This window comes from Flammeovirga sp. MY04, from assembly GCF_001682195.2.
In the GTDB taxonomy this organism is placed as follows: Bacteria; Bacteroidota; Bacteroidia; order Cytophagales; family Flammeovirgaceae; genus Flammeovirga; species Flammeovirga yaeyamensis.
Window position 1 is genome coordinate 227241 of record NZ_CP003561.2, and the last position, 18657, is coordinate 245897.

The window sequence follows — 18657 nt, forward strand, 5'->3', positions numbered from 1 at the left end:
TACATTAATCTAAACTACGAAGAACTAAACGATGAAGTCATTCAAATACGGTCCATTATTATTACTTACCATTTTATTATTTAATTGTCAACAACAACCACAGGAAGGATCCAACTACTTCAGACTAAACGATCAAATGTTGGAACTCATTTCCTTCTTTGAAAAGAATGCTTGGGACGAATCAAAGTCTACCTATTTATCAGAAATTGATAATGAAGGGAAAGCGATGTCGGATAAAATATTTACCGTAGCGAGCAGTCGTTTGATTTATGGATTATCTTATGCCTCTCAGAGTAAATCAGACTATTTGATGAAAGCAAAGAAAGTGGCCAATTTCCAGAAAGAGTATTTGATTGGAGAGGATGATCAAGGGGCATTTTCATATTCTTTTGTAGAAAATAAGAAGGTAGAATCACCAACACATTTGGATGTTTGGCAACAGGCCTATGGTCTTTGTGGTTTGTCAGAGTTATACCGTCAAACCAAGGATGCGACTTTATTACCGACGATCCATCAATTGCACAATGGTTTTATTGGCCGATTTAAAGATGAGGAAGCCAAAGGACTTTGGGGAAATTTTAAAATTGGAGAAGGAGGAGTAACAAATTCCAAAAGCTTGCAATCTTTAATGTATCCACTCACGGCTTACATGATCAACCTTTGGGAAGCTGACAAAGAAAACAAGCATTTGTATGAACATCAAATAGCGGAAAACGTGGAGATGTTGTATAACATTGCTTGGAACAAGGAGACACAGTGGGTAAATGTGAAGTTTAACGACGATTGGTCTGTTAAAAAAACATCAGAAGGTAAATATGATTTTACAGTTACTCCAGGACATAATTTTCAGCTATCAGCTTTGCTGTTGAGGACCTCTAAATTTGATTTCCTATCCAAGGAGAAGAAACAAAAGTACCAATCGTTGGGGAGAAAGATTTTAGATATCACTTTAGAAAAGAATTATCTATTTGATGATGGAAATATTATTAATGGTTTTTATTCTGAGGTGGATCCAAATACAAACGAGGTGCTTGATACCCGAAAAACATGGTGGCAACATGCAGAGGCAATTATTGCGTTATCACTTTATGGAGGGAAATACGATCAGCAACAAGAATTATTAGAGGACTATTTCTTTACTACTTTCTTCGATAAACAAAACGGAGGAGAGTATTTTTATGTGACTGAGAACAATACACCGATCACAGAAGAGTTGAAAGGAAGTATTGGAAAGTCGACGTATCATACGATAGAAATGATACGAATTCTTAATGATTTTTAATCTGTCATAAGAATAGAAAAACGATAATGTTTAAACAAATATTGTTGCTAAATTGTATAAAATTTATCAACCCATCATTATAAATAAAATAGAAGATGAAACTAAATAACGGACTTGAAATCCCAAGCTTGGGATTTGGTACTTACTTATCCAAAAATGAGGAAGTAAAAGCAGCAGTATTGGCAGCATTAGAAGCAGGATATCGTCATATTGATACCGCTATGATTTATGAAAACGAAGAAGGAGTGGGTGAAGCGATTACAGCATCGGGTGTACCTAGAGAAGAAATCTTCCTAACAACTAAATTATGGAATGAGGATATTAGAAATGGAAATGCAGAAGAAGCATTGAAGTTGAGCTTGAAAAAATTACAATTAGATTATGTTGACTTATATTTAATCCACTGGCCAGCAAAAGGCTATGTAAAAGCTTGGGATCAGATGATCCAATTGCAAAAGCAAGGATTAATTAAATCGATTGGTGTATCGAACTTTAACCCTCATCACTTGGAAGACTTGGAACCTTCAGGAGTAGTTCCTGCAGTGAACCAAATCGAGTGTCATCCAAAATTACAACAAAACGAATTATTAGCGTATTGTAACGAAAGAGACATTGTTGTACAGGCTTGGGGACCATTAATGCAAGCGAAATTATTCGAAGACGAAACATTAAAAGCGATTGGAGCTCAGTATGGTAAATCGACTGCGCAAGTGATGTTAAGATGGCACTTACAGAGAGGTGTAAACGCATTACCTAAGTCGGTGACACCTTCTAGAATTAAAGCCAATTACGAAATTTTCGATTTCGAATTATCCGCAGATGATATGGCAAAAATTACGGCAATGAACGAAGATCAAAGAGTTGGACCAGATCCAGAGACATTTGATTTTTAATGGATCATTTTCCAGAATTTCACCAAAAATAAATAAACAGTTGGAGGGGGTAACCTCTCCAATTTTTCTTTTTATATAGGAGGAAGTATTCCTCAATTTTTTTAAATAAACTAAAACCTTAAATGAAAAAACTAACCAAAAAGCTATCCCTAGTAGGGATGCTATTGCTGTGCCCAATTTTCTTATTTGGCAAAAACAAACTACCGCTCAATGAGACGCTTCATTACACCTTCCGAATGATCGAATACAAATCTGATAATACATTATCGATTTTAGAGCTAGAAACGGAAGTAGAATTCCTAAATCAGGATGGTGATTTACAGATTGAATTGATGGAAGTGAGAACGCATCAAGAGGACGAGGTATACACTCAAAGTCTTGATATGAGTTTTAACGAGAAGTCGTATTTTGTAAGAGGACTAGAGTATCTAAAAGGCAAGAAATTACAAGTCAATAAAGACCTAAGACTGATTGGAATCAAAGGCATTGATCAAGGATCAAAGAAATATGAGGAACTGGAATATAATACTAAGGAATTTTTCGAAAAACTTCAGCTTCAGAACCCTTTAGTGAGTCTTCATCCGGTACTTTTTAATGCAGAGTCCATCCATCCTAATTTTAAAAAAGTACTCAAAAGTAAAAAGGAAGTGACTGTTCCTTTTGAAGAAATGTTTGACCTTCAGGATGAAGAAGTAACACTTGTTGGAGAGTTCACCTATCAACCTTTGGAAAAGAAGAAAAAGCAGTTGATCTATGATGCGAACTTTAAGGAGTTGGAAGTAAGTGTTACCGCAAAAACAGAAATTGCTCCAGAAGGAATGTACAATTTTTATCAGACAGCTACTTACAGTGATAAAAAAGATGGTTTTCTAATTCTTGAGGTCGAACGTCATGATGGTAATGGAAATAATGATCGATACCATATGCTTCATCGTTTAATTTATGACTTAATTAATCTAGAGAATGTTACTCTGCTAAACGAAAAATTTGGAGGAGAAACATTAAAAGAAGACGATAAATTTGAAGACATAAAGGATTACACTGATGAGGAGATCAACGACTACTTAGACAAAATGGTGAATAACTTATCGTTTTATCGAGATGAAGTATTCAACAATTCCATAGAAATCTTATACGAAGGTTACAGATTTGAGTACCCGTTAGTTTCGACTACTTTTAATTTAAAAACCGATATAGGAGTTGCATTATCGAGAAACAGAGAAGTTTCAGCGGAATTAACACCTTTACAAGCATTAGGTGTATTTTTCCCAGAAAATTTATTTGATAATACACATCAGCAAAAAGTAAAAAAAGTTACTTTGGATGCTGAATTTAATGTTCCTTATTCATCAAAGTTAAAGGTGTATAAAAAAGGTAAAACTCAAGCTGAATCATTACAGTTTATTGAACAAGGAGTTCAAAAGATTATATTACCATTAGAAAATGTAAATAGCTATGATGCAGGAACTGAGTTTTTTGATGCCGATGGAAATGAGATTTATCCATCCGTATATTTTGGTATTCATGGAGCACAAACAAGCTCAGAAATAATAAGGAGATATGTAAAAGACCCATCTCTATCCAACCAACTAACGGTAGAGTATCATCACCCAGAATTACACACTGTAAAAATGTATTTTTACGATAAATACAGAACGTATAAAAGGGAAAATATTGAGGCGGTTGCTAAGTAAGGTTTAAATATAGATCGGGAGTTCCTAACCACTAGCGCAAGAATTAAGCGAAGCGTTTCTTGTGCTTTCAAAACGTTAGAGATCTCCTGATCTCGTATAAAGAATTTTTAATGAATTGATAAACTAACTAAGAATATTAAATTGAAATACTATATTTGTCACTTCTTTCAAAGCAGGCAAAAAAACTAAACTATGTAAAACTTATTAGTGAAGTCATTAATTGAGTGGGGAGTTCAAAACTGTAATATGCCAACGTATTTAACTCAATCCAATGTTTTGTGTGTATCTTTAATTGAAACTTTCAAGAGAGAATACGTATTTGAAAGTTGTTTAGAAAATCCTGAAAGTGTTATAGATCATATTCAAGAATGGGTAGATGAATACAATGGATATGCACCACATTCAGCACTGATGATGATGAATCCAAATGAATATTATTAATTACAAAATGTAGCTTAAAAGCGGTTCTGTTTTAGACAGTTTAGTGCATGAACAGGTGCTTACAGTAAATTACTTATCTTTAAATGCTTTTATTTCCGTGCTTTCTTTTGCCAACTCTTCAACGAATTTGTCCTGGATAGATGCTATTTTTTTAGAATCAAAAATAATATTACCCTCTTAATAATGTATTAACAAATATTACAATACATATAATCAATTTAGTATAATTATATCTGTATATTTAAATTTGTAATACATACTATTAGTCTCAAAAACCCTATTATTCAGTACTTTTATCAAAAAAAATATAAAATATTACTTTTTAAAGAGATTGAATAAATATATTTTCAATTTTCTGTTTTAGAGGTAATGAGTAAAGTTTCTTTTTGATACTAAAAGTTAATTTTTTTAAATTATATAAGTCATGAAAATTAAAACTGCAAACTTATTATTTTTAACTTTTTCTTTAATTGTAATATTTAATACCACTACTCAAGCCCAATTTGGACGTAAACTGGTAAATAAATTAAATAGTGCAATTGAAGGTACTACTACAAAAACTACTTCTGATCAGAACAATGATAAATCTTCAAAACGGGTAACTGAGCCTTATGAATTTAAATTTTCTAACAAGCCGCTCGATTATCTATCAAATGATAATACATATATTGAAGAATATATTTTTGGGGATAATTTATTCGTTTCATCTGATTTTGGGGAAAACTCTATTGAACAAGAATACAAAAAATATGGTCTTGAAGTAAGAGATGGAAGATATAGAAATCATAAATGGCCTTATTATAGATTATCACTTAATGGTACAGAAATTAAATGGTATAATGATGTTTATGTTACTTTTAATATGTTAAAAGGAATGCAATTCTCTAAAAGACCAATTAAAGGAATAGATATAAAATCAATTGTAGAAGCAAGTCGAGAATTATTTATACAAGCTTACGAGGATGGTAACTTAGTACCAGGAAAATTTGATTTAAAAGTAGAAGTAGTTTTAACTCTTATACCTAAAAAAGATCAAGAGAAAGTCTTTTGTGAAGGAACAATACCAGTAATAATCACAAAAGAAGCTATAGATGAAGCGATTCATGGACCATTTTTATCGTTCCCAAAATCAAAAATGGATGATGAACAGCTTATTAAAGAAATCATACCTTTAGGTCAAGAATTTATAGAATCTAATTATTGGGACTACGAAGTAGTAGATGCTTCAATAGCATCAGATACTTGGAATGTAAATAGAAATTCTGATACAGGTCAGATTTTATCAAGGTGGTTATTAACAACGCTTAAATTAAAAGATTCTAAAGGAAAATTTTATCGATTCGATTATGCTATATTTCAAACGCACTTAGGAGGAGGGAAATTCGGTGATACTACCCAAGACAAAAAAAAATTAGGTAAGGGTGATAAAAAATATATTAAAAGGATAATTTTTTAAAACTAATGTTGAATAAAAGCTACGCTAGCTAAGGTCCTCAAATTCTTAGGGAGTGTCAGTTGAATGCTGTCTCGTTTTTCTTCTTATTTCTTAATTAAATTTCTTTTTTTGAGAAGATTGACTTTTATGATACATTTTAAAGTGATATTTTATTTTTGACAAGGGTGACGGCGTAGGAGTCAATTTATTTTCCCATTTCAAAAGATAAAGTATCACTTTATTTTTATCCATTTTTTCTAATATTATTCAGTGCTAAATAGATCAATTTAAGTACAGACATGTTATCAGGGAATATACTTATTTCTTAACACCTGAACTAATACCCATCAATCACCCTCGCCAGATTCTCTTCTCTCTCCAGCCCCAATTTCTTACGAATACGGTACCTAGAAGTATTCACCCCATTGATAGAAATATTGAGTAGTTGTGCCATTTCCTTCGCCGAGAAATTAAGTTTAATTAGTGCACAATGTTTTAATTCTGTAGGAGTGAGGGCAGGGAAGCTGTCTTTTAAGTTGTTGTAGAAATCTTTATTAACTCCCGTGAAGCGTTTATCGAATTCATCCCATAGCTGTATGCGGTGTTTGGTATTCATCTTCACCGATTTAAGGAGGGGTTTATTATCAGAAGCATGTTCTTGGATGGCCTGCATCATATCTTTCAGAATCACATCTTTATCAATTAATTGTAGAGTAAAGGAAGTGAGTTCTTTATTTTTAACCTCTATCAATTCTTTATTTCTTTCCTCCTGATGTTTGGCTTTTAGCTGTTGCTTTTCTTTCTGACTATCAAACTGACGTTGCTTTTGTCTTAAGTAAACCATCAATAATAAAATGATGAAGATAGCGATAGCCACAACCACAATAATTCTGTATTGCAAATTTTCTGCTTTCTGATGTATCAATTCATTATCTCTTTCCAAAATGATATGATCCCTTTCCTTCAATTCTTCAAGGTAACGATTTCGAATCCCCAATAAACCTGCATTTTGATAACTCTTCGTACTAAAGATTTCATCGTTTACCTTTTTGGAGGCTCTTAAAACATCGTAAGCTTCCTTGTATCTATATTGCTTGTTTAAACTCAATGCTAAATTACTGAGGCATTCCGCTTTTGTATCGAAATGAGCGTTCCGATCTTCAATATTTTTTAGTGCCTTTCTAAAGTATTTTTCGGCCAATTTCCACTCCTCTTGTTTGATATAAGCATTGCCTAAATAGTAGGATATAATCGTGATGTAAAACGGATTGATACGCTCAAAATCTTTTTCAGATTGTAATAAAATAGACATCGCCTCATCGTATTTTCCCTGATGCAATAAGATGTTTCCCTTTTCTGAACGGAGGTAGATTTTCTGATCATCGGTGTACTGAAGTTTTTCTGCTAAAGAATAGCACGTATCAAGATAGACCAAAGCTTTGTCAAAGTCGGAATTCTTCCGGTAATAATGTACAAAGTGATAATAAGCCGAGACAATACTCTTTGGAGTGAGTCCCTCTTTCTCTACGGCAAGCTTCGCATATTCCAATGTCTTTGTCTCATGAAAGAAGGCCTCTTTATTCTTATCAAATACATTGTATAGTCTTCCTAAATGTTTGTTGACCTCAAAAAGCAAGGTGTAATTTTGATATTGTTCCGCAAGATCAAGTGCATTCCAAATATGAGCGAAACTATCGCTATAATTTCCTTTTCTAGCATTGTGATCAGAGAGCCCAGCAAGTGTTTTGATCATCCATGAAGTATCTGCTTGTTGAGAAAAATACTGATAACAACTTTGCAACTCCTTCACCTTAGAAGAATCACTATTGATCACCTCCTTGTATAATTGTCTATACTGTAAAGTGCTATCTTCTTGTCCATAGGACGAGGTGTAAATTTGCAAAATCAGAAAAATAATTACCCCTATGTGTTTTCGTAAATCACTCATTTTCAATACTTATAAAAATAGTTGTGTGCCGCCTTCAAGATCAATATATAATAAGCATTGCATTAGTAGGTGTGACAAAATAAAATACGATTGTATAATTTTTGAATGACCCCGTTTTTTGGTAAAAAAAGTCCTTATCAAGACCTTTGGTTCGAATTATTACTTATTATAAAGAACCAATGAAGAGAATAACTTTACTAGCATTACTTTGTCTATTTTTTGGCTGTCAATCTAAGAAGACGACGACTGTTTCCTCACCCAATGGGGAACATCAAATTGCTTTTGAATTGAACAAAAATGGTCAGATCTTTTATCAGGTTAGTTCGGGGGAACAGAAGATTATTGATTTGTCTGCTTTAGGATTTGAGCTTAAATCAAGATCACTCAAACAGGGATTTCAATTACTGAAATCAGAAACAACTTCTCATGCTTCACAATGGAAAACCGTTTGGGGTGAAGAGGAAATGATCGATGATATTTATAATGAAATCACTTTAGAATTCCGTCAGAGAAAATCAAATATTCTAGTCAACATTATTGCCAGAGCATTTGATGATGGAGTGGCTTTCCGTTACGAATTTCCCGAACAAAAGAACCTCCTCGATTTCGTTATCATGGACGAGTTGACGGAGTTTAATTTTGCAGGAGATTACAAGGCGTGGTGGAATTTCGCTGATTACGATAACTACGAAAAAGTGTATTATTCTTCGTCTATTTCAGAAATAGGCGATTCTCTAAAATTCGAACGTAGGGTCGGAAAAGAGGAAAGAGCAAATATGTGTAACACTCCTTTAACGGTAGAAGTGAATGACGATTTAGTGGTGAGTATTCATGAGGCTGAATTGGTCGATTATGCAGGAATGACGCTACTGAATACTTTAGAAAATGAAACATTAAAAGCGAACCTTACTCCGTGGAGAAATGGTGATTTGGTCAGAACAGCTGCACCTATGAAAACACCTTGGCGTACGGTTCAGATCGGACACAATGCAGGAGATTTAGTAGAATCGAGAATGATTATGAACCTCAATCCGCCGTGTGCAATTGAAGATACCGATTGGATCAAGACGTCAAAATACATTGGTATTTGGTGGGAATTACATACAGGTCGCACTTCTTGGGCTGAGAAGGTACAATTTGGAAAACCTTTACCACCGACTCGTCCACATGGAGCAACGACAGAAAATGCCAAATACCATATCGACTTTGCTGCTAAACATGGTTTTGAAGATGTGCTTATCGAAGGTTGGATCAAAGGATGGGACAATATGGGCGATAACTGGACTGGCTATGGAATATTCGATTGGGAAACTCCGGCGGACGACTTCGATTTCGAAGAAGTATTACGTTACGGTAAGGAGAAAGGTGTTCGAATGATGGCCTATCATGAAACGATTTCAGATATCGATCATTATGAACCGGAAATGGATCGTTTATATGCTGAAGCTCGAAACAGAGGAATTGATGCTATAAAAGTGGGATATACAGGTGATGTAAACTTCAATACAACAGTTCCCAATAGCTATGCACAACATCATCATGGACAATATATGGTGCGTCATTATCGAAAAATGATTCAGACGGCGGCCAAGAATAAAATTAGAATAATTCACCATGAGCCCATCAAATACACAGGGGAACAGCGTACCTATCCGAACATTATGGCAAGGGAAGGCGCAAGAGGTCAGGAATACAATGCATGGAGTGAGGGGAATTCTCCTGAACATGGTGTAGTGCTTCCTTTCACCCGACTTTTAGGTGGACCAATGGATTATACATTGGGTATTTTTGAGGTGAAATTACCTCAAAGAGAATGGGCGAAATTTGAGATCAGAGTAAGAAGTACGGTCATGAAACAAGTCGCTTACTTTGTGACAATGTATTCTCCAATTCCCATGGCGGCAGATCTTCCAAGAAACTACGAAAAGAACATGGAGGCATTTCAGTTTATCAAAGATGTGCCAACAAACTGGTCGGAAAGTAAAGTGTTGAATGCTAAAATCGGCGATTACTTCACCATCGCTAGAAAAGAAAGAGGAACAGAAAATTGGTATTTGGGGAGTATCACCGATGAGAATCCAAGAACATTTTCCATCGATTTAGATTTCCTTCATCCCGACAAAACCTACCACGCTACTATTTATGCGGATGGTAAAGATGCACATTGGGAAAGCAATCCTTATCCGGTGGAAGTGACTAAAATAAATGTAACCGCTAAAGATAAATTGAGTATTCAATTGGCAGCGGGCGGAGGACAAGCGATAGCGTTTAAAGCCTTAGATTAATCATCAAATACTATGGATATGAAAGCACTAATTTATAGTTTCTTTTTGATGATGATGATTGGAGTAGTTCAAGCACAAAATGTGGTTTCTACCCAACATCAACCTGGAGATTTTCCAATCATCGTAAAAGGTAAAGTTCCCAACATACTATTTGATAAAAACGATCATCAAGTAGTCGAAACGACGGCGAAACATTTTTCTGAAGATATAAAGTTAGTCAGTGGACGATTGCCGAAGTTATTGACCTCAGGAAAATCAAAAGAAAATGTCATCATTATTGGTTCCTTGGATCAAAGTGAATTGATATCAGGTTTAGTCTCTCAAAATTTGATCGATACGTTGGGTATGAACAACGCTTGGGAGAGCTACAGTTATCAGGTAATTCCGAATCCGTGGAACAAGAAAAAGAAGGCATTGGTGATTTTCGGAAGTGATCGAAGAGGTACTGCTTATGGTGTTTTTGAGTTGTCAAAACAAATGGGAGTATCGCCTTGGTATTGGTGGGCTGATGTTCCTGTAGAGAAAAAATCCACTCTTTACGTTGATGGAAATATATTAAAAAGTAAATCTCCTGATGTAAAATACAGAGGGATCTTTATTAACGACGAAGATTGGGGATTGCTTCCTTGGAGTGCCAACAACTTCGAAAAAGAACTAGGTGATATTGGACCAAAGACCTACACCAAAGTGTGTGAGTTATTATTGAGACTAAAAGCCAATTACTTGTGGCCGGCAATGCACGAACGTTCTGGTGCCTTCAATAAGTATAAAGAAAACAAAGAAGTAGCCGATCGATACGGGATCGTAATGGGGTCGTCTCACTGCGAACCGGTCTTGTTTAATAACGCCACCGAGTGGGACGAGAAAACCATGGGCGAATGGAATTATGCCAGCAATAGAGCAGGAATTTGTAAGGTGTTGGATCAGAGAGTTTCTGAAAATGCAATGTATGAGAACCTTTATACCATTGGCATTCGAGGAATTCATGATCATGCCATGAAGGGCAATTTTTCTGTTGAAAGACAGATCGAATTGGTAGAGGAAGCGATACAAGATCAAAGAGATATTTTGAAGCAACACGTGGGTAAATCGGCCGAAGAGATTCCTCAGATCTTTGTGCCTTATGCAGAGGTACTTCATATCTACAATAACGGTTTAAAAGTACCGGATGACATCACTTTAATGTGGGTGGACGATAACTATGGCTATATCCGCCGATTGAGTGATCCTTTGGAACAGCAACGATCGGGTGGTAGCGGAGTGTATTATCATATTGCTTATTTAGGAAATCCGCACGAATACACTTGGTTAAGTACCACAAATCCGGCATTGATTTATCAAGAAATGAAAAAGGCGTACGATTATAAAGCCGATCGCGTTTGGATGGTGAATGTGGGAGATATCAAACCAACTGAATACAATACACAGTTTTTCCTCGATTTGGCTTGGGATGTGGAATCGATCCAAAGAGATCATGTTTTCGATCATATGTATCAATGGTATCAGGAAATTTTTGGAGAGGAATTAGGGAAAGCAGCTGCCGATTTGATGTACGATTATTATCAAATCAATTTCACCCGAAAGCCAGAATTTATGGGTTGGGGAGAAGAGTTTTCGAGTTCGCGATGGAGAGAAAGAATCGAAGATACTGATATGAGTTTTACTACTTACAGAGAAGCAGAAACTCGATTGTCTGAGTTTAAAAAATTAAGTGAGCGTGCAAATCAGTTAAGAAAAAAGATTCCAACAGTACAGCAAGCAGCGTTTTTTGAGTTGGTCTATTACCCTGTTCGCGGGGCTCACTTTATGAATCATAAATTGTTGTTGGCTCAGAAAAATAGAGAATATGCCCGATTGGGTCATGCGGGAACAAATCGTTTACATCAAGAAGTAATAGCCTATCACGATAGTACCAGAATACTGACGGAGGAATATGGAAACCTGTTGAATGGTAAGTGGAAAGGAGTGATATCAGCGATTCAATCACCCGGAGCTACTTTTGCTAAAATGCCCCCTTGCAAGGAGATCGAACTACCTCAAAAAGCAGGGTGGGGAGTGATCGTAGAGGAACATCAAAAAGTGAATGGAATACATCAGCCTTTGGTACTTCCGGTGTTCACATCACATTATCAGGAAGCTTATTTTATTGATGTATTTAATAAAGGCAAGGAAGCTTTAGAATGGACGGCAGAGGGAAGTGAGGAGTGGATTCAGTTAAGCAAAACTTCAGGAATGACTAAGGAAGAGGACCGTATTGAAGTGTCTATTGATTGGGAAAAATTGAAGGGAAGCAAGGATGGTTTTGTGAAAATAAAAAGTGATCAAAAGGAAGAAACAATTTACCTCAGAGCATTTGATGCAGGTGTGACATCAGATAGTTTGGATGGAGTGTATGTGGAGAAGAACGGGTATTTGTCTATTCCATTAGAAGGCTATCATGAGAAATTGGATAAAGACGATGTGCAGTGGGTCATCAATAAAGGATTAGGCAGTACGGGGGCATCATTGGCCATAGAAAATCAGCATGCGAAAACGGCAGGGCATTGGGCAAGAAACGATACTTATGCACATGTGGAGTACGAGTTTTATACCTTCAATTCGGGTCGATTTGATATCTCTACTTATGTGTTGCCAACCTATCCTATCAATAGTTTCCTATTGCATCGATTTGCCATTTCGGTAGACGATGAATCGCCTAAAACGATCTATGTAGGGGCAGACATTGATAGCGACCGATGGAGAAATAATGTAAGACGAAACTCGTCGATTCATACTTCTTCACATTACATCGACCAACCCGGAAAACATACTTTAAAAATCTATTACCTCGATCCTGGGGTAGTCCTTGATAAAGCGGTAATGGATTTTGGAGGCTTGAAAAAATCGTATTTAGGACCTTCAAAAACGCAGTTGAATTCATTGGTAGAATAACATATAGTTATAATTCATTATTTACCAGTAGTTTAAAAAGTACTTCATATTGAGGTACTTTTTTTTAGTTTCAGCCTATTTTTATTTTTTATAAATTTGAAACAATCAATTTATTAAACTGACATCTCTTATGATTAGCGAACTATTTACAGACACTAGAACACTTCCTAAAGATTTGGCAAAGTCCATTGAATGTTATCGATTATATATTGGACTCTCTATATATGGGATTGCTTTAATGAAAATTATTGAAGTTTTTCAATTGAATTTTTTATTCTTCTTGCTACCATTTATTGTGCTTGGTTTAATCTTTTTACCCTTTAAGGGGTTATTTCATTCAGTAAAAAATGTACGTAAAAAGGAAAAAATAAATCATATATCAATTATCTACTATTGGGGAAATTTTGTACTTGTCATGGCATTTGTACTATCAATTTTGGTATTTGTATATGATATGATGAGGTTGTTTCTATAGTAGCTGGCGCAAATGTTAAGTGCTAACGTCATTTGTGCCTAAAAACTTTAGAGGTCTCCTGACCTCATGTACTGTAGTTATAAATACACGAGGTCGGGAGACCTCTTACGTTATTCAAGCACAAGAACCGCTTCGCTAAATTCTTGCGCTAGGCAGATTATTTCTCTAACATCTCTCTAAAAAACGTTTGATAATCCGTTTCTGTATTCGTTAAGTTTAGTTTCTTTCTTAGTCTAAAGCGTGCTACCTCAATCGACTTAGTACTTTGATGTGTGATACTGGAAATGTCTTTCGTAGAGAGATTCAGGTATAAATAAGCACATAGTTTTTTCTCGTTAGAAGAAAGTTTTGGATAATGCTCGTTGAGTTTATCGTAAAACTCTTGGTTGACTTGTTCAAAACGAATTTCCAACTCTTTCCAAACATCAGTTTGATTGTTACTTTGGAGGTTAAAGACAATCGAACGAAGTACTTTTTTTGCATCATTGTTTACGACATCATAAAGCTTCATCAGCTCTTCAGAAACGCCATTGATTAACTCATATTTTTGCATTAAATGCATGATATTGGTCGTTAATTCTCGATCTCTAAATGAAATATCATTTTGTAATTTTTCATTCTTTAGCTTGATCGTTTCTTGTTCCGATTGGGTTAACTCCATTTCAGAGCGCATCTGTTGTACCAAAACTTTCTCATGCTGAAGCTTCAGACGTAAAAATCTTAGAATTAGGAAAGCAATAACGAATACTAGAATTAAAAGAATCGAAAGTACAATGATTGCACCCTGTTGTAGTTCTTTCTCATTTTGTAATTCTATACTTTCTTGCTGTAGCTGTGTTTCCTTTTGATATTGTTCGAGATGATTCTCAAAATCTTCTTTCAATATAAAATCAGATTGATTTTTATACTCTTTAAAGTATTGTAGAGCAGTTTTGTGATCTCCTTTTTCCTCATGTAATACCGCTAAATTGTTATAAGTATAACGTAAAAGTAGAGGAGATTTTAGATCTTCAGCAATTTCCAAAGCTTCTAGATACCTTGGTAAGGCCTCCTTAAAGTTTTGATCTAAACGATAAATATTACCAAGAATATTTAAAGAAGTAACAATGCCATTCTGATCATCAATTTCTTTTTTAAGTTTTAGTGCTTCCTCAATTGAATATCGGGCATCTTTCAAACGGCCAATTTTAATGTATTGATTACCAATATTATGTAGTGCTCTTCCTCTTATTTTATTAAACGTAGAATCTTTACAATATTTCAGACAAGTATAATAGGACTGAAGGGCATTTTCTGGATCTTGTTTGTTATCATAGATACTGCCCAAATTGAGGTAGATGGTAGGAAGGTATTTATATCCAATTTCCTCATTTTCTTCTAGTTCTTTTATGATTTTGAAGTTCAGTTCTTCAGCTTTTTTAAACTTTTCTTCTTTTTGATAAAGGATCGCAAGATTAATTCTTGTTTTCACTAATTGATTCTGAGCGTTGTTATTTTTGAATATTTGTTGTGCGATGTGATAGTTCTCTCTCGCATTAATCAGGAAGCCTTTTGATAAATAGACGTTGCCTAATAAATGGTGGAACTCTGCTTTTATTAAAGAATTGGTCTCTTCTTCACACAATACAATTCCTTCGTTGATGTAGTCCAATGCCACATCAAGGTCATGATTCATATATTCTTCCGCCAGTTTTTTTAAAATAACAATACGCTTTTCAGTGTCAACACTTAAAGAAAGTTCTCTATGCAGTTGATCCAAACTTTGAGAAAAGACGTTGAAGCCTAATAAGGATATAACAATGGTAGTTAGAAACGATTTCAACTTAGTTTTAGTAGTTTAATTAATTGAGATAGTGGTCACGTGAGTGTAGAACTCATTCATATACTACAAATCTACTTATTTTTAATTTAACTACTTGTTGATCTGTGCTTAAAAAGTGGTAAATGTGAATAAATTGTGTATTATAATAGACATATACCTTTTTATCGTTACCTTGAAATACAAATTCTAAACAAATGAGTTGTTTAGTTCACACACCCACACATTCCTCGTAAACTTCACTTTACCTACTTTATCCACCGTACTAAAATCGACCAACTTTAAACCGTATTTATCAATTACTTCTTTGATATCGGCAATAGAAACGATGACTAAACGTTTGGCAATTTTTGAGGCTGAAGCAATGATATTCTCCATAATTTCATCCGTAGAAGCCGAATATAAATTGTATGGAAGATCAATAATAGCTGCATCATATTGTTGGTCTAAATCTTTGATATCAGAATGATACACCTCTGCTTTATAGCCATAATGTGCTAAATTTTTTAGGGTATGATGATAGGCTTTTATATTGATATCACATCCCTCAATAGTATATCCACCGTAACACCCTTCCAACATCACGGTACCGACACCACAACAGGTATCGATTAACCTTTTCGATTTATCGCCAAAAGAAGCAATATTCACTAAGGTTTTGGCGGTGTTCATACTTAAGGAATTACTGAAGGAACAAGGCTTATTGTTATGTTTTTGCCACTCGGCTTCATCACGTACAGATTCTCCGAAATAATAGACGCCATCTTGATAAAATAAAGCATAAGTGATGCTTGGGTGATAATAATCCGGTTCACCAGTAATGATGTACCCAATATCCCTCAGCTTATTCAAGCGAGGTCGATACTCAATATCATCCCCTTTTAATTTGATGTATTCGAGTTTGAAACCTTCCACACGGATTTTCTTGGACTTAATTAATGAAAGGAGCTCTTGATAATCGGAAGTGGCAAAATGTATTTCCACTCGCTTTTTGATAAAAGCACTATGATCAGGTTCAAATTTTATATCCGAGAAAAAGTGATTTCCCTCCAACTCTAAATTAAATAGTAGTTTCGTTTCTAAACGACTTAACTGTGTTTCGTTAGAATTGTACTTAATAAGATATAAAAACTGCTCTGACTGCATAAGGATCTACTATAAATAAAAAGGCGCTGTTTGCGACAAATACAAACAGCGCCCAAAGTTACTATTTATGTTTTAAATAGCAGGAATTTATCAGTTTTTAGAATTTTGTCTTTCCTCGTTCCATCGCTTATAATCTTCCATAGCACCATCAATAGAGAAAGAATCGATCTTCTCTATTTGAGGATACTTGTATAAAGATTGAATAAACTCTCCAGCCACCGCACCTGCTTTATAGATATAAGGAGCACGTTTCGCTAACCAAGCCCAATAAGAGTTGGAATCGGTATCCGCTCTTTCGTAAGGGTCTCTTCTGATGTTAAAGATCTTTGGAAGTCGTAAAGACACAAAAGGTTCTGCCCAAACTTGCATGGTGTGAGCACGCTGTTCCATAAAGACCACTTTCCAATCGTCCATTCGAACACAAGTGATGTCGCCATCATCGGAAGTATAGATAAAATTCCTTCTTGGACTTTCTTTCACTTCACCCAAGAAGTACGGCATCATGTTATAGCCATCGATAGTGGTTTTTACACTACGACCAGCATAATCAATTCCTGCTTCTAACTTACCTTTTATATCTTCTACACCCACTAATGCCATAATCGTTGGCAACCAATCCTGATGAGAAACAATACCGTTTAAGATTTGTCCTTCTTTTATCTTTCCTTTCCACATCACATGACAAGGTACTCTATAGGCACCTTCCCAGTTGGTATTTTTTTCAGATCTGTAAGGAGTTACTGCACCATCAGGCCATTCGTTGTAGTGAGGGCCATTATCAGTAGAATACATAATGATGGTATTTTCCATCAAACCAAGTTCTTCTAATTTCGCTAAGATCTTTCCGATATTTCTATCGTGATCGACCATCACATCCGCATAGAAAGAATCGCCTCCCTGACCAGAAAGACCTTTTATATCGTCGGCTCTATACGTTGGGAAGTGCATTCCTACAGTGTTATACCATAAGAAGAAAGGCGCATCTTCTTTCGATTTTTCGCCCAACCAGTCGATGGCACGCTGTGTTATTTCTCTATCGACCGTTTCCATTCTTTTCTTTGTCAGGGGTCCTGTATCTTCCACACGACCATCGGCATAGGAGTGGATAACACCTCTTGGACCAAAACGTTCTTTGAAACCAGGGTCTTGAGGATAATCAGGATGTTCCGGCTCTTCTTCCGCATTCAAGTGGTAGAGGTTACCAAAGAATTCATCAAAACCGTGTTCCGTAGGTAACATTTCGTCTCTATCGCCAAAGTGGTTTTTACCAAATTGAGCTGTATTGTACCCTTCTTTCTTTAAAAGCCAAGCAATAGAAGGGTGTGCAGGTCTAAAACCCGCATTGGCACCAGGTAAACCTACTTTAGATAATCCCGATCGGATAGGCGACTGACCTGTTAAGAAAGAGGAACGACCCGCAGTACACGATTGCTCACCGTAATAATCGGTAAACGCAATACCCTCGTCTGCAATTCGGTCGATATTAGGAGTTTGATAGCCCATTTGTCCTCTGTTCCAAAACGAGAGGTTGAATTGTCCAATATCATCTCCCCAAAGAATAACGATATTAGGTTTTTTAGATTTTTTGATGGGTTTGTCGTCTGCTAGTAAAGAAACACTAAATAACAGCGACAGAAAGATTAAGAAAGCTTTCTTCATAATAGGAGCTTATATTTTATGAAATAGTTAATTGATTTTGTAGCAATTAAATTACAATAATATTTCGGATAAATCGATATTTATCTTCGTATTATCAATTAGATTTTAAGTTTCTCGGAAAATCAATTCATTAATAGATCTAAATACGTTAAAATTATATTTGTATGTACAACTAATTATTTTAACTTTGTATCAAACATTAAGGTTATGGAAGAAAAAAACAATTATCAGGAATGCTGTATGTACTTTACAGCCAACTCGTTGACGAGGTACATCAATACGATGGCAGATAATGCTTTCCGTCCAACAGGTTTAGCACCATCATACGGACACTTGATGATGATTTTAATTGAAGAACCCGGTTTAACACAAAATGAGTTAAGTGCAAGGATGAATGTAAAAGCATCGACCATGACTCGTTTTTTAGAAAAACTGATTGCTCAAAATTATGCGGAGAGAGTGCAGGAGGGAAGAAGCATGCATGTATATCCAACCGATTCAGGAAATGCATTACATGATCCTATCCTTAAAGCGTTGTCTGATTTACATAAAAATTACTGTGATGTTTTAGGTAAGGAAGTCGCCGAGAAAATGATTGCAGATATGGCCATAGCCAACAGAAAATTAGGTGAATAAATAGTGGAAAAGG

12 protein-coding genes are annotated in these 18657 nt (G+C 35.4%); 8 read left to right on the forward strand and 4 right to left on the reverse strand.

Features of this window, described 5'->3' with window-relative positions; translation table 11 throughout:
• Positions 1-31: 31 nt before the first annotated feature.
• From MY04_RS21045 to MY04_RS21065, 5 genes are all read left to right on the forward strand, one after another.
• A complete protein-coding gene (locus MY04_RS21045; RefSeq protein WP_066213916.1) occupies positions 32-1282 on the forward strand; it encodes an AGE family epimerase/isomerase in 1251 nt (416 codons plus the stop codon).
• Between the two features lie 95 nt (positions 1283-1377).
• Positions 1378-2175 carry an aldo/keto reductase gene (locus MY04_RS21050; RefSeq protein WP_066213918.1) on the forward strand — a complete coding sequence of 266 codons (798 nt, stop codon included), beginning with the start codon at positions 1378-1380 and terminating at the stop codon, positions 2173-2175.
• 122 nt (positions 2176-2297) lie between these two features.
• Positions 2298-3869: a hypothetical protein gene (locus MY04_RS21055; RefSeq protein ID WP_158297817.1), complete on the forward strand. Its 1572-nt coding sequence runs from the start codon at positions 2298-2300 to the stop codon at positions 3867-3869.
• Between the two features lie 207 nt (positions 3870-4076).
• On the forward strand, positions 4077-4310 hold the full coding sequence (locus tag MY04_RS21060) for an integrase core domain-containing protein (protein WP_158297818.1): 234 nt from the start codon (positions 4077-4079) through the stop codon (positions 4308-4310).
• Between the two features lie 424 nt (positions 4311-4734).
• Positions 4735-5766: a hypothetical protein gene (locus tag MY04_RS21065; protein ID WP_066213927.1), complete on the forward strand. Its 1032-nt coding sequence runs from the start codon at positions 4735-4737 to the stop codon at positions 5764-5766.
• A 316-nt stretch (positions 5767-6082) separates the two neighbouring features.
• Here the strand turns inward: MY04_RS21065 and MY04_RS21070 are convergent, their stop codons facing one another.
• Positions 6083-7648: a tetratricopeptide repeat protein gene (locus MY04_RS21070; protein ID WP_158297819.1), complete on the reverse strand. Its 1566-nt coding sequence runs from the start codon at positions 7646-7648 to the stop codon at positions 6083-6085.
• Between the two features lie 224 nt (positions 7649-7872).
• Between MY04_RS21070 and MY04_RS21075 the strand changes: the two genes are divergently transcribed.
• Together MY04_RS21075 and MY04_RS21080 are read left to right on the forward strand one after the other, a co-directional pair.
• The gene (locus MY04_RS21075; RefSeq protein WP_066213934.1) at positions 7873-9978 is read left to right on the forward strand and encodes a glycoside hydrolase family 97 protein; all 2106 of its coding nucleotides are present in this window, start codon (positions 7873-7875) and stop codon (positions 9976-9978) included.
• 18 nt (positions 9979-9996) lie between these two features.
• On the forward strand, positions 9997-12909 hold the full coding sequence (locus tag MY04_RS21080) for a glycosyl hydrolase 115 family protein (RefSeq protein ID WP_066216668.1): 2913 nt from the start codon (positions 9997-9999) through the stop codon (positions 12907-12909).
• 632 nt (positions 12910-13541) lie between these two features.
• Here MY04_RS21080 and MY04_RS21085 read toward each other — a convergent pair.
• From MY04_RS21085 to MY04_RS21095, 3 genes are all read right to left on the reverse strand, one after another.
• Positions 13542-15206, reverse strand: a complete 1665-nt coding sequence (locus MY04_RS21085; protein WP_158297820.1) for a tetratricopeptide repeat protein — start codon at positions 15204-15206, stop codon at positions 13542-13544.
• Positions 15207-15392: 186 nt separating this feature from the next.
• Positions 15393-16349: a TRM11 family SAM-dependent methyltransferase gene (locus MY04_RS21090; RefSeq protein ID WP_066213944.1), complete on the reverse strand. Its 957-nt coding sequence runs from the start codon at positions 16347-16349 to the stop codon at positions 15393-15395.
• A 90-nt stretch (positions 16350-16439) separates the two neighbouring features.
• Positions 16440-18008: an arylsulfatase gene (locus MY04_RS21095; RefSeq protein ID WP_084006040.1), complete on the reverse strand. Its 1569-nt coding sequence runs from the start codon at positions 18006-18008 to the stop codon at positions 16440-16442.
• Between the two features lie 207 nt (positions 18009-18215).
• Between MY04_RS21095 and MY04_RS21100 the strand changes: the two genes are divergently transcribed.
• Positions 18216-18644, forward strand: a complete 429-nt coding sequence (locus MY04_RS21100; protein WP_066213947.1) for a MarR family winged helix-turn-helix transcriptional regulator — start codon at positions 18216-18218, stop codon at positions 18642-18644.
• The last annotated feature ends 13 nt before the right edge of the window (positions 18645-18657 follow it).

Coding starts and splice junctions, on each gene's coding strand:
- MY04_RS21045 (WP_066213916.1), top strand. CDS start 32: ATGAAGTCATTCAAATACGGTCCATTATTATTACTTACCATTTTATTA.
- MY04_RS21090 (WP_066213944.1), bottom strand. CDS start 16,349: ATGCAGTCAGAGCAGTTTTTATATCTTATTAAGTACAATTCTAACGAA.
- MY04_RS21055 (WP_158297817.1), top strand. CDS start 2,298: ATGAAAAAACTAACCAAAAAGCTATCCCTAGTAGGGATGCTATTGCTG.
- MY04_RS21050 (WP_066213918.1), top strand. CDS start 1,378: ATGAAACTAAATAACGGACTTGAAATCCCAAGCTTGGGATTTGGTACT.
- MY04_RS21080 (WP_066216668.1), top strand. CDS start 9,997: ATGAAAGCACTAATTTATAGTTTCTTTTTGATGATGATGATTGGAGTA.
- MY04_RS21100 (WP_066213947.1), top strand. CDS start 18,216: ATGGAAGAAAAAAACAATTATCAGGAATGCTGTATGTACTTTACAGCC.
- MY04_RS21095 (WP_084006040.1), bottom strand. CDS start 18,008: ATGAAGAAAGCTTTCTTAATCTTTCTGTCGCTGTTATTTAGTGTTTCT.
- MY04_RS21075 (WP_066213934.1), top strand. CDS start 7,873: ATGAAGAGAATAACTTTACTAGCATTACTTTGTCTATTTTTTGGCTGT.
- MY04_RS21065 (WP_066213927.1), top strand. CDS start 4,735: ATGAAAATTAAAACTGCAAACTTATTATTTTTAACTTTTTCTTTAATT.